Here is a 26,325-nt window from a genome sequence, read left to right as displayed (position 1 = left end):
ATTACTTTTTAAAAACCAGTATTTTGGCTAAAATGAGAATATGTAATTTTTAATGATTCTATAGCAATTTCAGATTTATTACTATTAAACGATCCAATTTCGAAACCTTTAGGGTAACAGTCAAAAAAAGTCCAGGACATAACAATCTCATCTTCATTGTTGCTGTTTTTTTCTAATAAAAACACATTAATAGTACGTGTTTTAATCGAAGAAACGGAGTTTACTAAATCACTCGTTAAGCTTTTCATAACCCATTTAGACATAGGAGAATTAGATTTCATTAATCCTCTTGATAGGTCTAAATCAGTATATTTAGTTCCATTTGGAAGTTGGTATTGAATATTATTAAGTCCTGCATTAATAACAGGCATGGTAGATAGGTTTGCTCCTATACCACTTACAGATTGAAAGTAGGACTCATCTGGATCAAATCCAAACAATAAGCCACTAATAAAAGAGCTATTAGATGTAACTTTAAATTTAAAGCCTAGTGCTGGATAGTCATTTTTATCTATAAACATATTCTTGATAAATTAACAGAGAAACGATTTATCCCAAAAAAAAGCTATCTATTGTGCAAAACACAATAGATTTATCATTTATTCTTTAGAATAAAAATAATTAAGCTACTTCGGAAGTCATACCTTCATGCGTAAGAACCATTGTTTCGATTCCTGCTTCAGACGACTGAGAGTTCATGTCAGTAGGTGTTACTTTTTGTGGAAACGCATTGGTTAATGTCCAAGTCATTCGTGGAGTAGCAGTTTCATCTAAAAGTCTTATAACTACAGTTAAACGCTCGTAAGTGTTTAAAGATATTTTAGAAATCCAATCAAAAAATTGATTATCATCTGCAAATACACCTTTTTTAAGAGTTACATCACCATATTTCATTAATCCAGGCATTTTTATTGGACTATGATTAGGGCTATTCCCATGTCTGTATTCTATAACTTCAGTTTCTACGTCTAAACCACTTACTTCTTGAAATGGTAAATCTGTAAAATCACCTATATCTACTGAAAAATAAAACTTTGGTAAAGGCCAAAACTGATCTTGTTCCGCTCCTGTTCCTGCTGTAGGTAGTGCCATAATGTGTAGTTTTTAATTTAAATTATGATTTTTGTTGTAGCTGCTCGAATGTAATTACAATAAATTCTGCAGGTCTGGTAATTGCGACTTTTACGGTCATTTTTAACACACCATCTAAAATATCGTTAGAAGTCATTGTAGAACCTAATCCAATTTGTATTTGGTATGCATCTTCTGGAGAATTGCCTGCTAACAACCCTGATTGCCATTGGTTATTTAAAAAGTTTGATACCGTAGCTCTAAGTGTAGACCAAGTAGTTGAATTATTGGGTGCAAAAACAAAAGCCTCTGCTGCAAACTTTATGCTTTGCTCTAAAAATGTCATTGTTCTTCTAACACTTATATATCTAAAATCTTGCGAATTACCATCTAAGGTTCTTGCTCCCCATACCAATACTCCTTTACCAGCGAAACTTCTAATTGCGTTTACAGCTTTTCCATTTAAAGGTAAATTAAGTTCTTCTTGGTTATCGTTATTTATATCTACCGATGGAGATACTACAGCGCCTAAACTAATATTTGCTGGAGATTTTGCTACACTCTCAGCATTGTCGCACATGGTGTAAGCACCTGCCATTGCTGCACTAGGTGGCATCAAATTAATCATATCTTGCATGTCTTCTAAAATGCCGTTGATTTTAGGGCTTACAACTTTTAATGTAGATTGTAGAGATTTAATTGCATCTGCGTCTGTTGCATCATTGATCTTCGCTATTTCAGCTTTTATTCCTTCTGCTCTAGCTTCAGTAATTATCTCAGCTGCTAAATTAGCATCTACTTCGGAATTTAGTATTTCAATTAAAACTTCTTTATTTTCAATGCTAGTAAAATCTAAATCTGAAGATTTAACAATGTTACTCTGAATATATGGATAATAAGCAGCTCCCCACATTAAGTGATTGGAACCTACACCTTCTCTAAAATTATTTACGACATCGTTTTCATCAAAAGTTCTCTCTTGGTCACCATTGTAGACATCTAAGATAGCAAACCTATTCTTCATCTTGTAACCACAGTGACTAAGCATTGCTGCCTGTGTTGAGTAGCAATCGTCTTTAGATAAAAGAACAGAATCTGGGATTACAAGTAACGTAGGCTCTAAATATTTTTCTAGAGATGCTATTCCACCACCTGTTTTACTTCCTGTTAATTGGTCTGCATTAATTTCGTCTCCATAAACTCCGACAGAAACAATATAGCAATCGGCTCCACCATTTGCATAAAAAAGACGTATTGAGTTATAAAGCATATAACGACTTGCATTTACAAAACTTAGCTGAAAGCCTTGAGCAGAAGTTTCATTAGCTTCAATACTAAATTTAATATCTGGACCATTACCAAAAAGTTCAACAAATTGCCCAAAAGATGAAATCTTTGTTGGTTTGTTAATTAATGATTTAGAGCCTCTAGAAGCTTTTTTAGTGTACCCAACAAAAGCGGGTAATGCTGTTTGAATTGGTACTACTGAAGATCCAAAAGAGCTTTTTTCTTCAATGTAGACACCTGGAGTAGCTAATGAATTAGACATAAGATATATTATAAGTTAATGACCTCTGCAATATAAACATATAATTTGAAAAACAAAAAAAAAGAAAATTATGACTAGCTAATTAATTATCAGTTATTTAATAAATAATAAGGTTTGATTGAAAGCTGTTTTTTTATATTTTAACAAAAATATCTGCTATAAATTGATTAATGTCATTGTCTTTTTGTATATTTTTAATATCAGGTTCGGGTAGATGTTTAGAATATATATTGAGTGTATTGTCTTTCTTTTTTAATTCTTTACTTAAAATTAGATGTTCTTTTATTTTTATTGCAGCTTTATCTAGGTATGAAAAAGCAATATTTCCATTAGAAAGTATGCGCTCATGAAATTCAATGTTTTCAATTTTATTATCAGTTGTTTTTATGTAAAAATCTGATAATTGATTTAAATGTATTCCGCCTATTAAATTGTAACGAGTTAAAATAGTTCTAGAAGTATATTTTATAATAAATTGTACGGGTAGTTGATTTTTTGTAGCGTCTTTTTCACCAAAAAACTCTTTGTTTTGATTTAGTGTAATCTCTATCAATCCTGATATGTTGTTGCCAAAATCTTGTTGTGTAACATCACTTTCACCAACAAAATCTTCATTGTTTAAGATTTCATCTTCAATACATTGTGTGTTTTTAAATATATATTTATTATTAACCTTGAAAGGTAAATTGGTATAGTTTAAAAAATATGGATCTAAAATTTTTAAATAAAAGTTTAGTTTAATTGTATTATTAAAAGACACGCCCGAAAATCTTTCTGAGTTTTTCCCCAAAATTATAATGCCTCCTTTTTTATTAACAACCAAAAGTTCGTAGTTTCTTAGAGTTTCTTTGGTTTCTTGAGTAGGTGTAATTTCTAGTCTAGACAGTATATTTGATACATAGTAATCATGTTCAATTGTTATTTCAAATATTTTTTTGTGTTCACTCTGATAAGTAAATAAATTTGCTTTCATGAATTATGTTGTTAACCAGTTATTAAAGCGGAGTCAGAGCTGAAACCTTCATCTTTAAAATAAATGTGTTTAAGTTTGTAAGCTACAGATGGAACATAATTTGCTCCAATATTTCCCCATAATTTACCTATTTCCTCAATTGAAATATTTAGCATTTCAGCATGAATTTTAGAAACATTTAAAGGTAATCCTGGTGTGTTTGAGCTGCTGAACGTGCTGTGAGCTTGAAAAAATTCGATAACTAAGGATGTGTATTTTAAAGCTTCTAAGTAATTAAAATTTGGAAAATGAGCTGAAAACATAAGATGAATATTAATTTTGATAGCTGGATTACTTCCGGCGTTCGATGTCATGTTAGCATTTTTACTAAGCTTTTCTTCTTCGATATTAAGCAGGAAAATTGTAATCTTATTTTCAATGTCTTGGTTTAGATTACCTTTTAAGTCTACCAAGCTGCTTACAATAACACTTTGCTCGTTTAATGAGAGTTTGTTTTTTATGTATTCATCAAGTTTAGATGCTATTGATATAATTACTTTGTCAATCATATTGTTATAAAAATTTGATAATTCCTTTAATTACGATTCTGAAAATGTAGATTGTAATAAAGCTAACAATCCAACCGACGATATATAATTGAATGGTGAATAATTTTTCAAAACTATTCATAGTTTGCTCTGAAGATGTTAAATTTAATAGACCCAGAAACACAAAAGCTAGTATAAGCGCTATTAAAGCACTCATAACAAACCAAAATAATTCTTTAATAATTGTTTTTTTCATTTATATAGGCTTTAAGGTCTTTCTATAGATTTAAACTTGAATTTTTGAATAAAATAAAATAAAATCATTCCTAAAGCAAATGCAATATAAATTTGCCATTCAGGTTTTATAAATACATTAATGTTGGGCAATACTTTATTTAACCCATTGTAAATCAAAGCTGTAATTGGTAATATTAAAATAAAACAAATCATTATAAATATCCATTGATGCAATTTTCTTTGTAAAATGGAGTCTCTTACTTTCCAATCGGTTAATAATATAAAGAAGGAAAGCGCAACAGTAATAAAAAAAATGATGGCTGCTGTAAAAAGTAATTTATTATACTTTAACAAAAATGAAGATATTTTAATTGGATATCCTTCTGCAAGAGCAACAGGGTCTTTATATTGTTTAATATCTGTTGCAAACTCATCTTCAATAGCATTCCACAAATTATTATAACCATTGTCGTAACCCAAAGCCCAAATTCCGACTCCTTTGAGTTTTTTACTCATAGCATATTGATATTTTTTAGATAAGGTAAACTCATCGTCAAACCAGATTTCTTTAGTTGAATTATCTTTATAAGTAAGATTGTAATAATTGGTCATGCTATACTCGTCTAGTATGGGGACTGTATTATATTTATTGTTGTCTACTAGTAATTTTTTAATTTCTGAATAAGTAAGTTTTCGTTCTAAAGTTGTTTCGTTGTAGGTTGCATCGCCTTTTTTTGTAAGTGTTCCGTCCCACATTGCACCATAATAAGGTAAAGCCAAAACTGTTTTATCAAGGTTAATTCCTCTATTTATATAAAAATCTAGAGTAGTAGATAAGCTTATGGAAGATTCTTTAGATCTTAGTGGCGCTACAGGTCCTTGGGTTTGAGTTCCAGTATTATAATCGTAACCCATAATAACCATTAAATCTGCATACGATTCTAAGGTTTTAATATCGAATATTTCTCTGCTATCGTAAGCAGGAAGAGTTATAGATAGAAAAAAAGATTTTCCATTGGAAGCATAGGATGCGCTTAACCTTTTATGAACTTCAGCTATAAACAAATTAAATTTTTCTCTATAAAAATAGGATAGTGATTCAAAATTAATGTCTAATCCATTTGCATTTCTATTTTGAATTAGCGGATCAATTGTTTCTATAAATACATCCCATCGATCTGGGTTATCTAAAAAATCACTAGTGTTTTTAAAACCATGACAAGATGCTGTTAATAATACTTTTGTTTGCTTAGTTAAAGCAGAATCTACCATAGCGGTATTGTTCCAGTCGTCTATTTGTGCTTGATTAGTGTAGCTTCCAGACTTTGGATTAATTTTATAAGAAAAATAAGAAACTGTTGTAAGCAACTCAAAAGGGTAACTTTTCCAACTATCCTTCATCCAATAAGGATGCCATCCAAATACTTCTTTACCTTCCTTAATGCTCTTGTAATTTTTATCTCTTACAAAAAACTTATTGCTGGTAGAGTCGTATGTAAAGTTTCTTGAATTTATTGGCTGTTTGCTCGAATTTATAAAATCGTATACGTAGCCATAGGTATTCAACATATTTTTTTGAGACATAGGAGCGTATATTGAGCTTCCTTCCAGCGTATCGTTATTAGATAAGCTTTCTAACTTATCTACACCAATGCCTTTTTTTACTTTTGAAAATGCATTTTTAAATAAGCGTGCTTCGGTCTCTGTTTTTCTAACACTAGACTTCAATTTAACTGCTTCTCGGCAGGATAATAAAGTTAAACTGAATATTAAAATTAAAAGGCTAGTGTTATGCTTAGATAAATACATACTAATTAAGTTTTACAAGTATTGATTTTTTTATGATAGGATTTAGCTTTACAACTTTCCTTTCTCTTTTAATTTCTCTAGCTGTAAAAAGGCGATAATTAATTTCAGAATTATAGATTGTGGAATGATTTGTTAGTTTTACAGTAGCTTTTTTATTTCCTTTTAAAATAAGACTATCAGTCTTATAAAAAGCAAAGTTTTTATTGTAATGGAAACTCCTAGCGTCAAGGCTTTGATTTAGTATTAATAAAGAGACTTCATTATTTGATGCTTCCGGTAATTTAATACTTGGTTCCAAGTTATTTAATTCTTCTCTAACAAATATAATTCCAGCTTCAACACTATCTTTTAAACTTTGATAAGATTCAAATTCTTTGGTGTTGGTTCCAATCCAGTATCCCCATCCAAGAAGATTTTTTACATCGGGAATTACAATAGGGAAAGTAAGTGAACTATTTTGAGTAATGTCTAAGGTAGGGCTCAAAACCACAGATTTAGTATCGCTTATTTTGTAAATAGTGTCTTTTGTAGTTTCAACTCTGCTTTTGTTAACATAAACAGTATCATTAACAAATTCTATTTTCGTGCCTTTATTGGGAACAGTCTTTTTTATTTTAATGGTTAACTGAGATCTAAATAGACCAAAGTTTTTTAATATTCCATTATTAGATAGGTTTAGCGTAAGTTTATTATCTGATAAGACTCTAAAACTGCCTGATTTTGTAGTGTTTTTTTTAAGTTTTGAAAATTTAACTCTAACTTCTTCACCCAGCAAGAATGATATATTGTTGATTCCCCTTTTTCCTGTGTTAACTTCATAAAAAATATGATCTCCTTCTAAAACGTCATAAGAATAAGAATTGGTTACTCCATTACTTGGACTTGGTACGTTTAAATAAGCTAACGTTAAAGTATCTACTCCTTCTTCTTCAGTTAGAAAATTAAGTAAAAAATCTTCTCTTTTTTTTATTTTTAGTTGTTTCTCTTTGTAAAGTAGTTTCCTTAAACTATCAATATAGGATGCATTATAATAATCTTCTAATTTGGTTATGTTCTTTACTTTTAATTCACTTAATAAGCTATCTTTTGTTACATCACTTATTTCAGATAAACTTTGATTTATGTGAGTTTGGTTAACTTCTTTTTTTAATCCACTAGGGCTCAAAATATCTGCATCAGCTTTTTTTTCGAGTTTGCTTATGGTGTCGTTAGCTTTGCAACAAACTAAAAGGAAGAGTAAAGGAAAAAGTAAAGCTGTATTGATTTTCATTTTTAAGGGGTTTAAAAATTTTTATTTTGGAGTTCATTTTGAAGCTTTTGATATCTGGCATGAGCATCATTTATCATTTTAGTTTTGAGCTCTGTTTCTTTATTATTTATTTCGAGCTCAAGTTCTGCTTGTTTAATTTTATTTTGTTTTATACGTTGGTATTTGTATTCATCTTTTAGGCTTTGTAGTTGAGCTTCGAAAGATAAATCGCTTTTTTCTATAAGATTTTCATAAGGACCTTTAGATGAAAGAAGCTTCGTTAAAATTGGGGCAGTTTCAATCATAATAAAGATTAGGAGTATAAAAATTGATGCAAGTTTATCAATTTGTTCTAAGGCTCTAATTCTATCAAATAAACCTGGTTTAAACTCATTCTTAATCAGCTGTATTTCGTTATCTAACTTATTTCTTATTATTTTTTGTTGACCAGAAAGAGATGTTATAACAGAATCTGTTTTTAATTTAAACATAGCTACTTCTGCTTTATAATCTTCATATTTTTTTTGTCTGCTCTCGCATTCACTTCCCCTACCTTTTATACCTGTACCGCAGGTGCCATCACACTCACATTTAAATTCGGAGTAATAAGCATCTCTTTTAATGATTTTATCTTCAAGTTTACCTTCTAACTCATCCTTCTGATTTTGAATTTCTAATATCGATGCACTGTATTGCTTGTTTTTTTGATTTATTGTTTCAAGTTTCTGCATTTCTAAGTACGTATTGATCTCATTTTTAAAGAGTTTTATTTCAATAGGTTTAGAAATAACAAATGCAATTAAAATAGCAATAATTAATCTTGGAATTGCTTTAAGAAAATTGTTTTTCTTTTCTGTACCAGAAGATAAAGAAGATACTATATATCGGTCTAAATTAAATATAACACCTGCCCATAGTGCTGAAGCGCCTACCACTAGGTATTGGTTTTCGAATATATAAGAAAATGCAAAATATGCAGAAAGGGAAGACAATAAGGTTGTAAACAAGATGGTAACCCCAATACTTATGTATTTGTTTATTTCGTATTGCGGACACTGCTTAATTAGGTTTAGACTCACGCCTGAGCTAAATAAAAAAAACTGGGCGGTTTTGCTTAGCTCATTAGTCTTTTGCTTCATTTCCATTAATTTTTTTTATCGAGCTAGTAAGTTGTTTTAAAAAAAGCCTTACAAGATTTTTCGATTTTATGTTTTTACTTGATGGCGACTTAGATTTTTGCATTACACTTTCAAATCTAATAAATTTAAAACTAGTAATCTCGTTTTTAGTAATTGATTGAAAATTGAATTTAAAAACAAGATCTTCATTACAAATGCATTTATGAACTCCCTTTGCAGGCAATAAACCCCAATTTCTTTCAAACAATTCTCCCTTAAAATTACATTCCCAAGATATTTTTAATTCTTGTCCATTATAAACTCCAATTTCGTTATGCTTATTATTTTGGTAGGTTAGAGCAACATAATCATTAATTATTGGATCTAAAACTTCTACGGTATAAGTAACAAACGAATCTTTAATAACCCTTACAAAGATATTTCTTTTAATAATTGAATTGTTGTTTTTAGCAATCAATTCAAACATTGTATTTTCGTTTATTTTCAGCAAATGTTCTCCTTGGCTAAGAACTTCGCCTAAGTTTGGATTAATAATTACAGAATGAGCATTAGAAACCTTCCAATTTAATTTAATACTTTCGTTGGAATAAATAAAAGGTTTATCTGTTTCAAAATGGGCTAATATATCTCCTTCAAATAAAGAGATCTGTTCACTTTTTTTTTGAAGAAAGTTTAATTCATTTATAAATTTGTTTAAAACTTCTTCACCCGAAGTGAACTCAAGCTTGTTCCCTTTTACAATTAGGTAAGATTTATCAATAATTCCAAAAGACTTTGTTTGTTCTTTTTCTGCATCGTCAATAAGCCAATAAACATCTACACCTGCATCTACTAGGCGTTTTAATAAGTTGGTAGTTTTAATAGACTTGGTAGAAGTTTCAGAAGTTACTATTAATTCCAATTCATAATCTTTTTTGGATATTTCGATTAATTCACTAGAAATTTTTATCAATTCTTCTTCTTCCAAGACAAGCTGAATAGAAAATTTAGCTCTCTTTATTCCTTTTAATAATTCTGTGGTTAAATTCTGAATGAAAAGACTTTTAAACATGCGGATTTCTGTAAAACTAAATTTACAACTAAAATAATAATATTTTAGCGTAGATTTTTTTAATTTATTTTTTTAACAATATAAAATATTTAACTTTACAATTAATTATTTTTTAATTACATATACAATTTTAGTAAGAAACTAATTTATGTTCCTTATCATAACTTCTAATTTTATTAAGTGCTAGATCTGTCAAATAACTCTTTCTATATTGGTTTAAAAAGCTATAACCAAACTACTTCATCTAAATTTATTGGTAAAGATAGGGAGGTTGATAGCCTACTTGCTATTTTACAAACAAATAAATTTGTTTGCTTAACAGGTGCAGAAGGATCTGGTAAAACATCTTTATTAAATGCTGGGTTAATACCGCGTTTACTAGCAGGATTTCCTGGTAAAGTTGGCAATCAATGGTCTATTTGTAAATTTAGGCCTAGCGCATCACCCTTAAGTAATTTTAAACAAGCACTAACATTCGATGGGGTATTAAATTTAGAAGATAAGCCAAACACAACCGATATTTTAGATTATGATGATGTATTTAGTTCTATGCGTGAGCTTTCTTTGGTGTCTATCTACAAAAATTCTGAAATATATAACAAGAAAAACCTATTGGTTGTTATAGATCAAGTTGAAGATTTATTTAGGTTTAACAAAGATTTTAACCATCTAGAATCTAAGGATGATGACTTGTTATTCGATATTGCTGCTAAATCGGTATCTTACAAAACGCTTCCCATTTATTTCGTGTTTTCAATAAACTCAATATTTGTCTCTAAATTATCACAGTACCCATCTTTACAGGAACTAATTAGTCAATCTCAATACGCCATACAAAATTTGAGTTTAAACACCCTAAAAGATATTGCTTACAAAGGTGATTTTGAAGTTGAAGCTACTTCTTATAACTCTATTTATCAGATTTATGAGCTTCTTAGCGATGATATTAGTTACCTGCCCAATCTTCAGTTCTACTTAAAATTAATGAAATCTGAGAATTACAAAGAAGATGTTACTGTAGAAAATTGCATAGGACAGACATTTGATTTATTATTTGATAAACTGCAGCAGGATGAAAAACAAAAAGTGAAAGGTCTTTTATTTGGTGTCGTTAATATTGAAACAAATTCAACTCATAGCTTTAAGGCAACAATAGATTATATCATTCAATCTTCTAATATAACACTAAGCGAACTGAAAGAACTCTTGGTTATGCTTTCTGGTTTTTTTGATAATTTATTTGAAATTGTACCCAATGTTAAAACAGCAATTTACAATCAATATAAATTCAACTTAAAGGGGAACGATTTTATTAAACTTAATTATTCTAAATATTTTAATTCTAAAGTTTTCTCTGACTTTGTTAAAGAAGAAGAAGTTTCTTACAGAAGGTTTAAAGAATTTACATCTAGTTTGAAACAATATAAAATAGGCGAATCAGGATTATTAACTGGCCCACAGTTAGAAATTGCAAAAGAGTGGTTAATTAATGAAAAACATACCAAAGAATGGGCAGAAAAATATGTTTTACCTTATGCAGATGTTGTTAACTTTATAAAAAAAAGTGTCACGGAGAATGAAAGACTTATTGCATTAGCTGATGATAAAATAAAAAAAGAAGCGAAAAAAAATGCTTTTCAAAAAAAATTATATGCAGGCTTTGCTATCATTGCTTTAATACTAACACTCTTTGCTGCTAACGAATGGAGAATAGCAACTAAATCTCAAGAACTTGCCAAAAAAGAAACAAAATTAGCAAAAGCAGCAAGCAAAGAAGCACTAGATTCATCAAAAAAGGCGCAAGAAGCTTTAAAAATAGCAAAGCAAAAAGAAGCTGAAGCAAAAAAAGCAATAGAGAAAGAAATTGCTGAAAAGCAATTATTACTTCAATCTCAAAGGTCTGATAGTTTAAATAAATTAAGAGTAGAAACAACCTTACAAACCATAGAAAAAGACAAAAAAATTAGAGAAGAGTTGTTAGAAGAAATAAACATTAAAAATCAACTCATAAACATAAAAAACAATGCTTCAACCTTAATGATTGGATTAATTAATGCTCAAAAATCCGGAAAGTCTGATCAAGTAAACAAAGCAATTAAAAACCTAGTTAGTGAAGAGTTAAAGTTTGATAGCCTTAATCAGCTTCAACCCAATATTTATATTAGTGATGATTGGATGTACGATTTAAACCAAAAGGCATGGTCAATGATAGAAGGGAAAAGTGATTACCATCAAACCAGTATGCGTTTAGGAGAATTTAGTAATTATCCAATTGTTGATTTTGAGCTTTTTAATAATCAATTAGTTGTACTTGCAGATACAAAAGGAAGTATTTATATAACAGATATCACATTAAATAATATACAATCGTATGCAAGCTTTAATACGCAATTACCAAACGAAAAAATAAAACGTATTGGTTTAAAAAAACCAAGCATCGTAGTAATTACAACTTTTACTAACAAGATTTACAGTTATTCGTTAACAACAGAAGAAGTTTCTTTATTATACGAAACAGACCTGACTTTCAATAACATTATACTTAATGTGTTTTATAAGTCTAAAAACGAAGAAATAATTGTAGTTGAAAACAAACAAATTGTATTTATAAAAGAAAATGGAGCCATTAAAAAGATTAAGCTGGACGATGATATTTTGGCAGCTTCTTTTAATAAAGACAAACTCTACTTTATATTAGGCAATCAACTAGTTTTTTATGATGGTGTTGCAACTGCTTTTGAAAATATAAATTTGCCGAAAGATTTAATAGGAGAATTGAATGATGTTTCTGTTTTACATGTACAAGATAACTATTTGTTTATGGGCTTTAAAAGTGGCGAAATAAAAATATACAGTATAAATCAAGAAAATTATTCACTAAAACCTATATTGTCTCATAGTAAACATTTCGGCGAAATTGTAAATATTTATTTCGACCAGAGTAAAAAGGCTTTATATACATCTGGAATTGATAACCGACTTTTTAGATACGATTTTAAATATATGGAAAGTAACTTAGATAAAGGCTTTTCTAAATTAACAACACCAGATGAGTCAATTAATAAAATACAAGCTTACACAAACTCTTTAGGACAGCGAATGTTAATGACAATCCACGATCAAAAATACTTACTTTCTTGGCATGTTGATGATATCGATATGCTTAAAGCACTCAATAAAAAATTAATAAAAAATTCAAATTAGTTATGGCAAATTGTGTTTGTAATGGAGCCAAAATTTCTTGTAATTTTGGTGATGGGCCCAAAAGTATGGTAGTACTTCCTTTAGCAATGACAACAACAGAAAATACTAAAGCATTAGCAGTAGCAACAGATACTATACCAATGCTAAATATTCCAAGTTTTGGTCAATGTAAATCTTTAGCTAACCCTATGGTTGCATCGGCTACAGCTGCAGCTCTTGGCGTGCTAACACCACAACCTTGCATTCCTGTAACACCAACACCTTGGTCTCCAACTGCTCAGAAGCTAAAAATAGGTAAAATTCCTGCATTGATAGATTCAAGCCAAACGCTATGTATTTGGGGAGGACAAATTAAAATTGATGACCCAGGACAAACAAAAATAACCGCATCTTAAGATGTTATTTTTAACATCCGATAAAAACAAATAAGTTTATTTCAACTATAAGCAAATCATAACTTATAATTTATGTTGTTATTCTTTATGTTGTACTTTGTTTTTTAATATTTAATCTAAACTTATAAATTCCTTCTTAATTTAATTCACTTAATTATGTCTTGCACATAAGTAATTCTTGTGTTTTTCTTAGATAAGCTTATGCTTAGATAGCCATTACTTAGCATTTTGAAGTAAGCGGTTTTATCTTTTGGTAGATAATATTAATAAACATTTACAATTTTCATTTTAAGGAAGCTTAGTTTAGTAATTTAGGTTTATATTGTTTGAAACTCTTAAAAAATGAAACAGATTATAGTAGCAGTTATCTTGAGTCTTGTATTAACTTCTTGCGCAAGTTTTTAAAATTACTAATACTTAATCTAGCTGAATCAATAGATAATGGGGATGATCTCCAGCAACTAAATGGAAACTATGCTGTTTTTCGGGATAACTGTAATTAGAGAAATTTGGCTGAAATGCTTCATTTTGACACAACCATGCGTTGTACGGAAGAACAAAAGGACATTTATTTTATTCAGCTATCAATTATTGATGAAAAAGAAATTTCAGCAAAACTATTTAAAGGAGAAATTCTTTTAGAATCAAAAAAACTTAAGGGAAGAATTAGAAACAATTACTTTAGAATAAGAACTGATTTTAAATTTTACATTGAATATATTATACTCAATAGGTATACTACTGACTATACCAGAATTGGGCTCTTGCAAAACAAAAATATAACAGTAGATTCGATGGGTGGTACCTGTGGTTTAATACTATTCTTTCCTGTTTTTTGTGATGGAAATGAAACCAATAACAACCAATTTGAGCGTTTAATTACATGCTAGTAAATGCTTAAACTTCTTGCAGATAAAGATAAATGCTAACTTAAAATCTGCTCCTGATAGCGATTTGGTTAAGGTTTTATTTTGCATAAATATACTAACTCAAAGGTTAGCCTTTGGAGTACAGATATAGCATTAATCTCACTATTTTTAAATTTTATGTTGGCCAGTGTACAATATACACTATATAATAATTACAATATAAGAAATAGAATACAATCTTAAATGTAAATCTTTAGATAGGCTTTCTAAAAAAAAACCATCTCTAAATTTAGAGATGGTTTTAAATATAAAGATTGATTAAAATAACTCTAGCTTTCTTAATAATAAGTAAATCTACGAACTTGACTTACATATTTGGCTAAACGAATTACTTGGTGGCTGTAGCCATATTCATTATCATACCAAACATACAATACTACGCTTGTTCCATTTTTATGCACAATACTTGCTTTACTATCAAAAATACTAGGTGCAGAAGAGCCTACAATATCGCTCGAAACCAGCTCATTGTCAATAGAATATTTAATTTGTTCAACTAAATCTCCGTTTAGTGCATAATCTTTCAATTTTGTATTGATAGCCTTTACACTTGTTTTCTTTTTTAAATTCAATTTTAAAATCGCTAAAGAACCATTGGGAACAGGAACCCGAATAGCATTCGAAGTTAGTTTTCCATCCAAAGCTGGAAAAGCTTTTGCAACGGCTTGACCTGCGCCTGTTTCTGTGATCACCATGTTGAGTGCAGCAGCACGACCACGACGGTATTTACTGTGCATATTGTCTACTAAATTCTGGTCGTTTGTGTAGGCATGTATGGTTTCTAAATGGCCATCTTTTATCCCAAAACTTTTTTCCATGGCAAATAGTACAGGTGTAATTGCGTTTGTAGTACAAGACGCAGCAGAATAGATAAATTCTTTATTCGGATCAACATCTTTATGGTTTACTCCATGTACAATATTCGGAATTCCTTTTCCTGGTGCGGTTAAAATTACTCTTTTAGCTCCATTAGACTTTAAGTGACGGCTCAAGGCTTCTTGATCTCTAAATGCACCGGTATTATCCATAATTAAAGCATCATGAATTCCATATTTGGTATAATCGATGTCTTCTGGTTGGTTTGCTGAAATAAAATAAACACTTGTACCATTAATTAGTAGTGCTTTATTTGCTGCATCAATAGTTACCGTAGCAGAAAAATCACCATGAACTGAGTCGCTTTTTAATAGCGATGCTCTTTTTTCGAGAACATCTTTGGTAATTTCACCACGGGTTACTATGGCGCGCAATCGCATTTGGCTACCATTTCCTGTTTTGGTCATCAACTCTCTAGCTAATAACCTTCCAATTCTACCAAAGCCATATAAAACGACATCTTGTGGTTTAATATTGCTCTGTTTTTTTGCATCTTTAAGTTTGTCGGCTACAAAAGCAAAAGCATTTTTATGCTTCGGGTTTTCTGCATGAAACTCGTAAGCTAACTTACCAATGTCGAGTTTAGCTGGTGGTAAATTCAATTGTAAAATAGCATCTGCCAATTCTACGGTGTCATAAATAGAAATGTTTTTTTCTACAAATTTTCCCGCATACTCATGTAAATCTAAAATGTCGCTAACATTTTTGTTAATGAGCGAGTTTCTAAAAATCACTAACTCAATTGATTTGTCATACCAAAGTTCGTGTATATTCCTAATCAATTTTACACTGGCTTTGCGTTTATCTGCTTGCAGTTGCAGTTGCTTTTCGTATTCGTTTTTTGGCATTGGTTAAGCTTTTAGTTTATAAAAATTATTTGCAAATGTATATATTTCAATCGTTTTCGTTAATAAGTTTAGTGCTGTTTTTCTATCGATTTTTCACTTCTTAAAAAGTTTAATTTTTTATCCTAATGAATACTAAATTTTTAGGATTAGCGTTTTAGTATCTTGTATATTTGAAGAAAAAAATAATGAAATACGCAATTTTATTTTGTATTGGCTTTTTGTTTGCTTGTTCTTCAGACAATCAAAAAATTGAAGGTGTAGTAAAAGCTGAAAACGGAAAAGCTTTGCCTGAAGTCTTAGTGCAAGTAATGGGAACTGATTTATATTCGTATACCAATGAAGAAGGTTATTTTGCCATTAACACCAAATCTCGTGGAGACGAATTAATTTTTAAGCTTGATGGTTATGAGTTAGGTAGAGAAGACATCAATAAAAACGAGCTGATGCAAGTTAGTTTGAAGGTTTTACCGCGAAAAGAAGCATCCAAAATTGAAGCTGAAGCAAAAGCTGAGCAAGATTCTATTTCAGAGTAGCTAATACCATAGGTCAATCCTGTGTTTTTTTTTTGAAATTTACTCTTCTAGGTTTTTTACTCTCGTGTATCCATAATACTTACAATTTTCCAGGCATCATCTAGATAAACTAAGGTGAAGAAATTAATTCCGCTGTGTGATTTCTCATTATTGATGAAAAATTCATAATCTGTAAATACAGAAGCCATCGGAAACCGAATATTGACTTTGGTATTGCTTACTTTTTCGTAGATAATTAAATCTTTAGGCAACATCCCTATTTGCCTTAAAAAAGAACTGATGCTGTCGGTAACTAGAATTTTATCTTCATTTTTAATTAAAACACTTCTTAAGCTTACTTCTTTGGCAAGAGTAGTTTTAATTAGTGTTGTGTCTTTGGCATTTAAACCTTTAAAAAATGTAGTAATTTCTTCTATAACATCTTGCTCGTATTTTTCATTTTGAGCATGTAATTCTGTAGTACATAAAAATGCAATTACAAGATAAAAAATGTAAAAAAGCCTTTTGTGTTTATTCGTCATGAGTGTAAATTAATGCCGTTTTCCATTCCAAGTTCCGCCATAGCGATATGCAGATTTAGATTGGTGTTTTGTAATGCAATTTTTACAAACAAAAAACCATTTACCTGATTTTTGAATTTGGATTCTGTATAAAATTAAGTGATTTTCATCACAATCGGCACATTTTTTTGTTTTCATTTTTCAAATTAATGAAAAAGTAATTCGTGTTTTAAATAGAATAGGCTAATTTTAACTAGAATATAAAGTATGGAAAATGTAATTGTAGAACGAGTTGCCGATTTTTTAAAGTTGTACCCGCCATTTAACGAGCTAAGTAAAAACGAACTTTATTTTGTAGCAGAACAGGTACGTGTACATTATATTCCTAAACGAGATTTCGTTTTTAAAATTGGAGATTCGGCACACAACGAATTTTATGTAGTGCAACAAGGTGCTGTTGGTTTGAGCTCTCAACATGCTAATACCATGCAATGGATAGATATTTGCGATGAAGGCGATGTATTGGGCTTACGTCCCTTTTTTGCTGAACAAACCTATGCAATGCAAGCCATAGCTAAAGAAGAATGTGTTTTGTACGGCATTCCTATTGAAGCTTTCAAAAAAATACTTTTCGAAAATAAAGCGGTACAAACATTTTTATTAGAAAGTTTTGCATCGAATACAAGAAACCCAAAAGCTGCCGATGCAAAAGGAAAATTATTGTCTACTAATTATGCTTCAACTGAAAATGAAACAACCGAATTGGATTTTTTTCAACAGGCTTTTTATACCAATAACCCGATTTGTCTTATGGCAAATGCTACTGTTCAAAAAGCAGCTCTGTTAATGAACGAACACAACATTAGCTCATTACTTATTGAAGAAAACCAACTTCCTGTTGGCATTATTACCGATAAAGATATTCGTAAATGGGTGGCTACTGGAGAAATGCAAATTGCAGATAAAGTTCACGAAATTATGTCTCAGCCTGTGTATTGTGTTTCTTCAGAAATTTCTGTAGCAGAAGCCCAAACCTTGCTTTTGCAACAAAAAATAGGTCATCTGTGTGTAACCCAAGATGGTACCAACCAAAGTAAAATCATAGGTATCTTGTCTGAACATGACGTGGTTACTGCGCAAGCTAATAATCCTGTTGCATTGCTAAAACAAATTCAGCGTGTACATAAAACATCTTCGTTAATACGAATTCGCGAATCCTTAAGTCGATTGCTAGAAGCATATTTAGACATGGCTTTACCCATGCCACATATTATGAAAGTGAGCAATGCAATTACACAAAATTTAATGCACCGAATAATTGAAATTTCCGAAAATCAACTCGGAAAATCGCCTGTAAACTTTACTTGGTTAGGAATTGGAAGCCAAGGTAGGGGAGAACAAATTTTGTTAACCGACCAAGACCACGCATTGGTTTTTGAAGATGTGCCTGCAGATCAATATAAAGCTACGCAAACTTATTTTTTGCAATTAGCCACAAAAGTTAGCGAGGTCTTGCATCAATTGGGATATGTGTATTGTCCAGCCGAAATGATGGCAAGTAATCCTAAGTATTGTTTGAGTTTAACACAATGGAAAACTCAGTTTTCTAAATGGATAGATCATGCTTCATCCAAAAGTATTATGATGTGTAGCATCTTTTTCGATTTTACCAAGGTATATGGAAATGAAAATTTAACAACTCAGTTAAGGTTACATATTTTTAAAAAGGTGAATGGCAATCAGATGTTTTTTGCTTATCTAGGTGAAGATGCTTTAAAAAATCCACCGCCACTGGGTTTTTTTAGACAGTTTTTAATTGAAAATGATGGCAAACACAAAGATGAATTCGATATAAAAGCAAGAGCCATTCAGCCCTTAGTCGATGCTGCACGAATTTTAGTTTTAGCGGAAGCCATTGAAGGAAAAAACAATACCGTTGAACGTTTTGAGCAGCTTGCCAAACTCGAGCCCCAAAATAAAGAGATGTATTTAGCTTGTATAAAAAGTTTTCATACATTATCTAAATTCAGAGCGGTTGAAGGTTTTAAGCAAAATACATCAGGAAGGTATCTCAATCTTTCTAAATTGAGTAAAAATGATAAAATGAAATTAAAAAGAGCTTTTAAACCTGTTCAAGAAATTCAATCTTTATTGAAGAACAGATTTCAACTTACACATTTTTTATAATGAATTGGCTTAAAAACATATTTACCGATACTTCTAATTATCCAGATTATTGGAAAGATTATGCGGCTGCTTTTCAACAAAAAAACAAGCAACGAGTTGTGGTTTTAGATTCTGAAACGACAGGTTTAAACCCCGCGAAAGATAAAATACTTTCTATTGGTGCTGTAGCTTTGCATGAAACTATAATTAGTGTTAAAGACCAGTTTTCTGTGTTGGTAAAGCAAGATTTTAACTCAGCAGAAAGTGTGCTTATTCACGGAATTGTAAAAAATTCATCGCATGATTATTTAACTGAAGCTGAAGCTATACAACAACTGCTTGAGTTTATAGGAAGTGCTAAAATTATAGGACATCATATTCAATTTGATATTCACATGATTAATCTTGTCTTAAAAAAGCTAAATCTTCCTAATCTGAAAAATAAAGTGGAAGATACCAGCGATTTATATGCAAAATTTAAAGGCGTTCACCATCCAATTCAAAAAAGTTTAGACGATTTGTGTACAGAATTTAATATTCCAAAAAAAGATAGACACACTGCATTAGGCGATGCTTTTTTAACGGCTCAAGTATATCAGCGTTTACTTATTCAGTAAAGCCCTCTCTAATTTGATTACGGATGTTTTCGGGAAGTTCAAATTCTTCAAAAAACAAAAGCGTATCTTTTATTTTTCCACGTTCATCAATTTGAATGTGGTACAGATTACCGTATTGTTCTTCGCTGATTTCTGCATATTTTTCTTCTCGCAAAATTTCGTTACAAAATGCTGGTGTAGTGTTGCTATGACTAACAATTACAGCATTTTTCCCATAGGTGTTTTGCCAGAATTCTTTAGAAAATAAGCTGTCTCTATTTTCGTTAAAATTTGTAGGATTTTTTTTGTAATAATGAACAATGGGAATAATGGTTTGAAAATTCCGCATGTATTTGGTAGTGTAAAATTGGTCTAAAGCTTTATCCTTAAAGAATTCTCCCCAATAGCTCGCGCGTTCTACTCCTTTCATGGTAAGCTGTGGGTCATCTTTGGTTGTTAAGTCTTTTTCCGCATGGCGAATAAAGTAATAATTGGTAACTTTAGGTTGCACACCTTCTGGAGTTTCAAAATTTATATATCCTTTGGGTGCTTCTTTATCGCTCTGGCATGCCATAGCAAAAACCAAACATGTTAGGATCAACATTCTTTTCATTGTCTTTGTATTAATATGCAAATATGCAAATTGGTTTTTTAAAATCTAAAATTGTATTGAATATTATTCTAATTCAATAAGCTCCATCCAAATTAATTGGGTGATTTGGTTACCAAAACTATTGAAATTATTATCTGAAATAAAAAGTAAAGTTGGATTTCCATTGGTTAATGTAGGCCCAAAACATAAACCTTCAATGTTGTCGATTCGTTTAGATGAGAGTTGCTTTCGCATTTTTTTTAAATCGAGTAACAAATATTTGTCGGCTATTTTCCAGTTGTCTTTTTTTGAAATATGTGAAGTGGCTATTGTATTAGAAGCATTTTTGAAATTAGTAACAAATAATTTTACACGATTAGAATGTTTTCCCCTTCCAGCTGAGTAGGCTCGTTCTAGCACTAAAAATTCATATTCATTTAAGCTTAAAATTTCAGTAATGCCATTTACATAAAACGGAAGCAAAGGCAACCTAACTATCCGATCTAATGCATAAATAAATTGTTTTTGGGCTTCTCCAGTTACTGGGTTAAATTGTGTAAATCGAACTGGAGAAAATGTGGTATAAAGTTGTGGTTTTTTGCCGTCGTTTTGTAAGGGCAATTCGGTAGCACTCCAAATAAAATTTTGATTCCAACTCCATGAAAGCGATTCGAATACTCTATTATTAATCGGGCTATTAATTCCGTTAACTTTAAAATTGTTGGGTAAGTTCATTTCTTTACGTAAATTTCCCATAGCATCAATTTGAAAAATACTCGGGTTTTTTTGTTGGTGAATGTTTCCTTCGCTGCTCAACCAAAAAGTATTTTCTTTACCCACACGAATACTTTCTAAGTCCAAAGCTATTTCACCAAATTTTTTATCAGCTTCTTTTAAATTTAAACTTTTTATAAAAATTAAGCTATCTAATTTTCGATTTGAAGTTTTTAAATAGGCAGTATAAATAATGGGTTTTGTAGAACGATCGTCGATTAAATACAAAGTGTCATTGTGAAAATCAATTCCCGATAAACCACCAATTTGATAAGTATTAAAATAACTTTCAGCTGGAATAATATATTCATCTAAAAGCTTCAAGGAATATATTTCTTGCTCAGGAAATTTGGTAACAGCACAAGAAAACATACTACTACATACAAGTGCAAAAAGAATCTTTTTCATTCTTCAAAAATAATTCAAAATAAAAAAGGCGACCATATGCCGCCTTTTTGTTAGTATTAAGTTTTAGTAAATTAATCTTCAACAATTTCAATTAATTCAACTTCAAATTTCAATGGAGTATTTGGAGGAATTGGACCTACGCCTCGAGAGCCGTAAGCTAATTCACTTGGAATTAATAAAGTAGCTTTTTCTCCTACTTTTAAAAGTTGCAGACCTTCATCCCAACCTGGTATTACTTTACCTGTGCCTACATTAAATTTGATAGGTTCTTCTCTTTTTAAAGAAGAATCGAAAATTTCACCATCTAAAAACTGACCTGTATAGTGTACTTTAATTAGGTCACCAGTTTTCACTTGTTTGCCACTATCATTTGCTTTTGTAATTAAAAAACGCAAACCTGAAGCTGTTTCTTCAAAACCTTCTGAAGCTTCGTCGAATACTTTTTGTTTTGCAGCCATTGCTTCTTGTTTTTTAGCTTCCATTTTCTCTAATTCTTCAGAAAAAATCTTAGAAGCATCAAAAGATTTGGCATCGTTTCCTTTTCGAATAATTTTCACTTTTTTAATTACCACATCTTCGGTAGGTTTGTCTGCTTTGCCAGTTTCAACACTACCAATTTTTTTCACAATTTCCATACCGCTGTCTACTTTACCAAAAACACTGTGTTTACCGTTTAGGTGTGGAGTAGGAGCTAGTGTAATAAAAAATTGGCTGCCATTGGTACCTGGGCCAGCATTTGCCATAGATAAAATACCTTCTGCATCGTGGGTTAAGCCTGTATCAACTTCGTCTGCAAATTTGTATCCAGGGCCACCTTGACCGGTTCCAGAAGGATCGCCGCCTTGTATCATGAAATTTTCGATTACTCTGTGAAAAATAATTCCATCATAAAAAAGTTTTCCTTTATATTTTTTATCTACTTGTGGGTGAGTTCCTTCAGCTAAAGCTACAAAATTAGCTACAGTTAATGGAGCTTTGTCATGATGTAACTCAACGGTAAAATTACCTTGTGAAGTTTCAAACTCAGCGTATAAACCTTCTTCTAAATTAGGATAAGGATCGCATCCTGTGTTTAAAATCCCCATGCTAAAAAGCATAACAAAAATTTTTAATTTAAGCATAATTGAATATTTAGTTTTAATTTATTGATTTTAAAGTTACTGTAGATTGTAAGGCTACATTTTTTCCGATGCGATCTAAATCGCCATAATAACCAAAGGCTTTGTAGGAAGGAAATAAAAACGTTACGGTTTCTCCTTCTCTCATTAGTTTTAAGCCTTGGCGCATTCCCGAGAAAATTCGTTCTTGGTCAATATAGTATTCGCGTGTTCCAATTTCTTCGGTGGTATAAATCGTATCGCCATCAAGTTCTATAAGGTTGTACTCAAAAACCACTAGGTCTCCTTTTTTAGGATAAATGGTATCGCTTTCTGAAGCTTTTGTTTTATAAGTATACCAAAATCCATTATTGGAATTGTTGTATTTGGCATCTTTATCTTTTTCTATAATTTGTAGAATTGCTTTTTTTTCTTGAGCTGCCATAGCTTTGTTCTTTGTTGCTGAAGCTTCAAGAAAACTACCGGAATTGTAACTAATTGGTTTTCTAGCTTCTGGTTGTTTGCTGTTGCAAGCTGCCAAAAGTGTTACAAAACAAATAAATATCGCTTTTTTCATTTTTAAAATTGATGTAAAGATAGCTTTTCTTTAAAAAAGGAAATGGTTTCTGAAAGATTTTGAGTGCTTCTTCCGCCAGCTGCATTTTTGTGTCCACCACCATTAAAATATTTTCTAGCAAATAAATTTACATCTACTTCGCCTTTAGACCGAAAAGATATTTTGATTAAGTCTTCATCTAAACTTTCAATAAAAATTACTGCAAATACTATTCCTTGTAAGGATAATGCGTAGTTAACAAAACCTTCAGTATCTCCTTTTTGATAATTATGGGCATTTAATTCTTCTTTGTTTAAGTGAATGTATGCCGTTTTTTGTTCTGAAATTACATTTAAATTTTTTAGGGCTACACCAAGCAGTTGCATACGTTCAAACGAATTTACATCGAAAGTTTGTTGGTGGATTTCAGTGTTATTTGCTCCAGCTTCAATCAGTTTTGCGATAACCTGATGGGTTATGTTGGTAGTCGCTGGAAAACGAAAAGACCCTGTATCGGTCATAATTCCTAAATAAATACAAGTTGCAATGTTTTTATTTAGTACGTGAAGTATATTTAATTGATCAAAAAAATGATAAATCATTTCGCAAGTAGAACCCATGTTAGAATCGCTATAGGTGTATTTTGCATATTTTGCTGGTTGTTGGTGATGGTCTATCATCACAAAATCAGCTTTTGTTTTTTTAAACTCTTCAGCTACATCTCCACATCGCGAAAAATCATTAAAATCGAGTGTAAAAATCAAATTTGCATCCTGTATAGCATTTGCGCATTCACTTTTACTTTTATTGTAGCGTAAAATATGTTCTTGCTGTGGAACCCATTTTAAAAATTCTGGAAAATCGTTTGGAACTATGCTTGTAACTTTGTGGCCTAATTGCTGCAAGCCCAATTGTAAAGCAAGCGTAGATCCTACTGCGTCTCCATCTGGATTTTTATGGGTAATTATACAGATAGATTGTGGTGTACTTAATATTTTTTGAAGTGCATTAAAATTTTCCATGTGTGCAATAATACTAAAATATCCTATCTTAATTTTAAATCTAAGGTTAAACTCTCCATCCTAAACTTTTCAGTTGCTAAAGATTTTACTAGATGTGTTTTTAATATTCAGGGATTTACTATTTTTGCGCAAAATTTAAAATTAAGAAAATGTCAGGAAATCGAACATTTACTATGTTAAAACCCGATGCAGTCGAAAAAGGACATATCGGAGCTATATTACAACAAATCACATCTTCGGGGTTTAGAATTGCGGCTTTAAAGCTAACGCAAATGACAGAAGACGATGCGAAAACTTTTTATGAAATTCATAAAGAGCGACCATTTTATGGTGAACTTGTAGAATATATGACTCGTGGTCCGATTGTAGCTGCTGTGTTAGAAAAAGAAAATGCTGTAGAAGATTTTAGAAGCTTAATAGGAGCTACTAATCCAGAAGATGCGGCAGAAGGAACTATTCGTAAAAAATTTGCTGCTTCAATTAGCGAAAACGCTATTCATGGAAGCGATAGCGATGAGAATGCAGAAATTGAAGCTGCTTTTCACTTTTCAGGAAGAGATCAATTTTAATCGGTAGAGTATAGTTGTATTAAAATTAAAAAAGCCTTTTGCAATTAGCAAAAGGCTTTTTTAATACAATTAATTAGGTCTTATTTTGCTACGTTAACAGCACGAGTTTCTCGTATAACGGTTACTTTAACTTGTCCTGGATAGGTCATATCAGTTTGTATTTTTTGAGAGATTTCGAAAGATAAAGCAGCCGCTTTTTCGTCTGAAACTTTTTCACTTTCTACCATTACACGTAACTCTCTACCAGCTTGTATGGCATAGGCCTTGTTAACACCATTAAAACCAAAAGCAATGTCTTCTAAATCTTTTAAACGCTTAACATAAGAGTCTAAAACTTGTCTTCTTGCACCAGGTCTCGCACCACTTATGGCATCGCATACTTGAACAATTGGAGATAATAGTGAATTCATTTCAATTTCATCATGGTGAGCACCGATGGCATTACAAACTTCTGCTTTTTCACCATATTTTTCTGCCCATTCCATACCTAAGATAGCATGTGGAGTTTCCGATTCGTTTTCTGGTACTTTACCGATATCGTGTAGCAGTCCAGCACGCTTAGCGAGTTTTGGGTTTAAACCTAACTCTGCAGCCATAATTCCACATAAATTGGCAACTTCTCTAGAGTGTTGTAATAAATTCTGACCGTAAGAAGATCGGTATTTCATTCTTCCTACTGCTTTCACCAATTCTGGATGCAAACCATGAATTCCTAAATCGATGATGGTACGTTTACCAATATCGGCTATTTCATCTTCAATTTGTTTTTGTGTTTTCTTTACAACTTCTTCAATTCTAGCTGGGTGAATTCTACCATCGGTTACTAAACGATGTAATGATAGCCTAGCAATTTCTCTTCTTACCGAGTCAAAACAAGATAAAATAATTGCTTCTGGCGTGTCGTCTACAATAATTTCTACTCCAGTAGCCGCTTCGATAGCTCTAATGTTTCTTCCTTCTCGGCCAATAATTCTACCTTTTACATCGTCGCTTTCTAAGTTAAAAACAGAAACGCAATTATCTATTGCTTCTTCTGTGCCTACACGTTGTATGGTGTTAATAATTATTTTTTTGGCTTCTTGTTGCGCGGTTAATTTAGCTTCTTCCACCGTGTCTTGAATAAGTGCCATGGCTTCAGATTTTGCAGTTTCTTTAAGCGATTCCATAAGTTGTTCTTTAGCATCGTCTGCACTTAGACCACTTATAACTTCCAGTTGCTTTATTTTTTGCTGAAGCACTTTTGTAATTTCTTCTTGCTTTTTTTCAAGAAAACCTAGACGGTTATTATAGTCTTCAGTTTTCGCTTCTAGTTGTGTGCTGAGGTTTTTGCTTTTAGCTAATTCGCTAGAAAGTTTAGACTCTTTGTCTTTAATTCTATTTTCAGCATCAGCAATTTTTTTATCTTTATTATTAATTACTTTTTCATGCTCAGCCTTCAATTCAATAAACTTTTCTTTGGCTTGAAGAATCTTGTCTTTTTTGATGCTTTCTCCTTCTTTTTCGGCATCTTTTACAATTCGTTTTGCTTCCTTTTCGGCATTAACTAGTGTTCCTGTTGCTTTGTTTTTTTCGGCAGATTTAGCAATTAAAAAGCCAACTGCAAGACCGATTATTATAGCAACTACACCAATAATTATAGTGGTTGTCTCCATGGT

The 26,325-nt window shown here is 31.2% G+C and carries 25 protein-coding genes; 7 read left to right on the top strand and 18 right to left on the bottom strand.

What is annotated here, in order from left to right:
• Positions 1–8: 8 nt before the first annotated feature.
• From IEV63_RS09055 to IEV63_RS09015, 9 genes are all read right to left on the bottom strand, one after another.
• A complete protein-coding gene (locus IEV63_RS09055; protein WP_188406477.1) occupies positions 9–521 on the bottom strand; it encodes a phage tail protein in 513 nt (170 codons plus the stop codon).
• Between the two features lie 100 nt (positions 522–621).
• Entirely contained in the window at positions 622–1,092 is a 471-nt protein-coding gene (locus IEV63_RS09050) for a phage tail protein (RefSeq protein ID WP_188406476.1), read from the bottom strand.
• A gap of 22 nt (positions 1,093–1,114) precedes the next feature.
• Positions 1,115–2,620: a phage tail sheath family protein gene (locus IEV63_RS09045; protein WP_188406475.1), complete on the bottom strand. Its 1,506-nt coding sequence runs from the start codon at positions 2,618–2,620 to the stop codon at positions 1,115–1,117.
• A 133-nt stretch (positions 2,621–2,753) separates the two neighbouring features.
• Complete coding sequence (locus IEV63_RS09040; protein ID WP_188406474.1) at positions 2,754–3,593, bottom strand: hypothetical protein; 840 nt, start codon at positions 3,591–3,593, stop codon at positions 2,754–2,756.
• 11 nt (positions 3,594–3,604) lie between these two features.
• Positions 3,605–4,141, bottom strand: coding sequence for a Pvc16 family protein (locus IEV63_RS09035; RefSeq protein WP_188406473.1), 537 nt, complete (start codon positions 4,139–4,141; stop codon positions 3,605–3,607).
• A 246-nt stretch (positions 4,142–4,387) separates the two neighbouring features.
• A complete protein-coding gene (locus IEV63_RS09030; protein WP_188406472.1) occupies positions 4,388–6,166 on the bottom strand; it encodes a glycosyl hydrolase family 18 protein in 1,779 nt (592 codons plus the stop codon).
• Between the two features lies 1 nt (position 6,167).
• A complete protein-coding gene (locus IEV63_RS09025; RefSeq protein WP_188406471.1) occupies positions 6,168–7,436 on the bottom strand; it encodes a hypothetical protein in 1,269 nt (422 codons plus the stop codon).
• A gap of 11 nt (positions 7,437–7,447) precedes the next feature.
• The gene (locus IEV63_RS09020) at positions 7,448–8,554 is read right to left on the bottom strand and encodes a DUF4407 domain-containing protein (RefSeq protein ID WP_188406470.1); all 1,107 of its coding nucleotides are present in this window, start codon (positions 8,552–8,554) and stop codon (positions 7,448–7,450) included.
• Entirely contained in the window at positions 8,538–9,605 is a 1,068-nt protein-coding gene (locus IEV63_RS09015) for a hypothetical protein (RefSeq protein ID WP_188406469.1), read from the bottom strand. The genes IEV63_RS09020 and IEV63_RS09015 overlap by 17 nt, the downstream gene beginning before the upstream one ends.
• A 180-nt stretch (positions 9,606–9,785) precedes the next feature.
• On the opposite strand from IEV63_RS09015, the gene IEV63_RS09010 reads away from it, so the two are divergent.
• From IEV63_RS09010 to IEV63_RS09000, 3 genes are all read left to right on the top strand, one after another.
• Positions 9,786–12,809 carry an ATP-binding protein gene (locus tag IEV63_RS09010; protein ID WP_188406468.1) on the top strand — a complete coding sequence of 1,008 codons (3,024 nt, stop codon included), beginning with the start codon at positions 9,786–9,788 and terminating at the stop codon, positions 12,807–12,809.
• 2 nt (positions 12,810–12,811) lie between these two features.
• A complete protein-coding gene (locus IEV63_RS09005) occupies positions 12,812–13,204 on the top strand; it encodes a DUF4280 domain-containing protein (protein WP_188406467.1) in 393 nt (130 codons plus the stop codon).
• A gap of 518 nt (positions 13,205–13,722) precedes the next feature.
• Positions 13,723–14,094 (top strand): hypothetical protein, encoded by a 372-nt coding sequence (locus tag IEV63_RS09000; protein ID WP_188406466.1) that lies wholly within the window; start codon positions 13,723–13,725, stop codon positions 14,092–14,094.
• Positions 14,095–14,411: 317 nt separating this feature from the next.
• Here IEV63_RS09000 and IEV63_RS08995 read toward each other — a convergent pair whose 3' ends face one another.
• A complete protein-coding gene (locus IEV63_RS08995) occupies positions 14,412–15,857 on the bottom strand; it encodes a glyceraldehyde-3-phosphate dehydrogenase (protein ID WP_188406465.1) in 1,446 nt (481 codons plus the stop codon).
• A gap of 185 nt (positions 15,858–16,042) precedes the next feature.
• Here IEV63_RS08995 and IEV63_RS08990 point away from each other — a divergent pair, with 185 nt between their 5' ends.
• Positions 16,043–16,390, top strand: coding sequence for a carboxypeptidase-like regulatory domain-containing protein (locus tag IEV63_RS08990; RefSeq protein WP_188406464.1), 348 nt, complete (start codon positions 16,043–16,045; stop codon positions 16,388–16,390).
• 56 nt (positions 16,391–16,446) lie between these two features.
• Here the strand turns inward: IEV63_RS08990 and IEV63_RS08985 are convergent, their stop codons facing one another.
• Together IEV63_RS08985 and IEV63_RS08980 are read right to left on the bottom strand one after the other, a co-directional pair.
• Positions 16,447–16,911 (bottom strand): hypothetical protein, encoded by a 465-nt coding sequence (locus tag IEV63_RS08985; protein WP_188406463.1) that lies wholly within the window; start codon positions 16,909–16,911, stop codon positions 16,447–16,449.
• 9 nt (positions 16,912–16,920) lie between these two features.
• Positions 16,921–17,088 (bottom strand): DUF8622 domain-containing protein, encoded by a 168-nt coding sequence (locus IEV63_RS08980; protein WP_188406462.1) that lies wholly within the window; start codon positions 17,086–17,088, stop codon positions 16,921–16,923.
• A gap of 69 nt (positions 17,089–17,157) precedes the next feature.
• On the opposite strand from IEV63_RS08980, the gene IEV63_RS08975 reads away from it, so the two are divergent.
• Both IEV63_RS08975 and IEV63_RS08970 read left to right on the top strand, forming a co-directional pair.
• Complete coding sequence (locus tag IEV63_RS08975) at positions 17,158–19,077, top strand: DUF294 nucleotidyltransferase-like domain-containing protein (protein ID WP_188406461.1); 1,920 nt, start codon at positions 17,158–17,160, stop codon at positions 19,075–19,077.
• Positions 19,077–19,673, top strand: coding sequence for a 3'-5' exonuclease (locus IEV63_RS08970; protein ID WP_188406460.1), 597 nt, complete (start codon positions 19,077–19,079; stop codon positions 19,671–19,673). The genes IEV63_RS08975 and IEV63_RS08970 overlap by 1 nt, the downstream gene beginning before the upstream one ends.
• Here the strand turns inward: IEV63_RS08970 and IEV63_RS08965 are convergent.
• From IEV63_RS08965 to IEV63_RS08945, 5 genes are all read right to left on the bottom strand, one after another.
• Positions 19,663–20,265 (bottom strand): phosphoglycerate mutase family protein, encoded by a 603-nt coding sequence (locus IEV63_RS08965; RefSeq protein WP_188406459.1) that lies wholly within the window; start codon positions 20,263–20,265, stop codon positions 19,663–19,665. The genes IEV63_RS08970 and IEV63_RS08965 overlap by 11 nt on opposite strands.
• A 63-nt stretch (positions 20,266–20,328) precedes the next feature.
• Complete coding sequence (locus IEV63_RS08960; RefSeq protein WP_188406458.1) at positions 20,329–21,426, bottom strand: esterase-like activity of phytase family protein; 1,098 nt, start codon at positions 21,424–21,426, stop codon at positions 20,329–20,331.
• 71 nt (positions 21,427–21,497) lie between these two features.
• The gene (locus tag IEV63_RS08955; protein ID WP_188406457.1) at positions 21,498–22,547 is read right to left on the bottom strand and encodes a peptidylprolyl isomerase; all 1,050 of its coding nucleotides are present in this window, start codon (positions 22,545–22,547) and stop codon (positions 21,498–21,500) included.
• Positions 22,548–22,563: 16 nt separating this feature from the next.
• Positions 22,564–23,100, bottom strand: a complete 537-nt coding sequence (gene gldI, locus IEV63_RS08950) for a gliding motility-associated peptidyl-prolyl isomerase GldI (protein WP_188406456.1) — start codon at positions 23,098–23,100, stop codon at positions 22,564–22,566.
• Between the two features lie 2 nt (positions 23,101–23,102).
• The gene (locus tag IEV63_RS08945; protein ID WP_188406455.1) at positions 23,103–24,101 is read right to left on the bottom strand and encodes a DHH family phosphoesterase; all 999 of its coding nucleotides are present in this window, start codon (positions 24,099–24,101) and stop codon (positions 23,103–23,105) included.
• 149 nt (positions 24,102–24,250) lie between these two features.
• On the opposite strand from IEV63_RS08945, the gene IEV63_RS08940 reads away from it, so the two are divergent.
• On the top strand, positions 24,251–24,670 hold the full coding sequence (locus IEV63_RS08940) for a nucleoside-diphosphate kinase (RefSeq protein WP_188406454.1): 420 nt from the start codon (positions 24,251–24,253) through the stop codon (positions 24,668–24,670).
• Positions 24,671–24,750: 80 nt separating this feature from the next.
• Here IEV63_RS08940 and rny read toward each other — a convergent pair whose 3' ends face one another.
• The gene (gene rny / locus IEV63_RS08935) at positions 24,751–26,322 is read right to left on the bottom strand and encodes a ribonuclease Y (protein WP_188406453.1); all 1,572 of its coding nucleotides are present in this window, start codon (positions 26,320–26,322) and stop codon (positions 24,751–24,753) included.
• Positions 26,323–26,325 lie beyond the last annotated feature (3 nt).

This window comes from Psychroflexus salis (genome assembly GCF_014640175.1).
GTDB classification, from domain to species: Bacteria; Bacteroidota; Bacteroidia; order Flavobacteriales; family Flavobacteriaceae; genus Psychroflexus; species Psychroflexus salis.
Note: the sequence above shows the minus strand (reverse complement) of the source record. Positions and strands in the feature narration are given on the sequence as shown.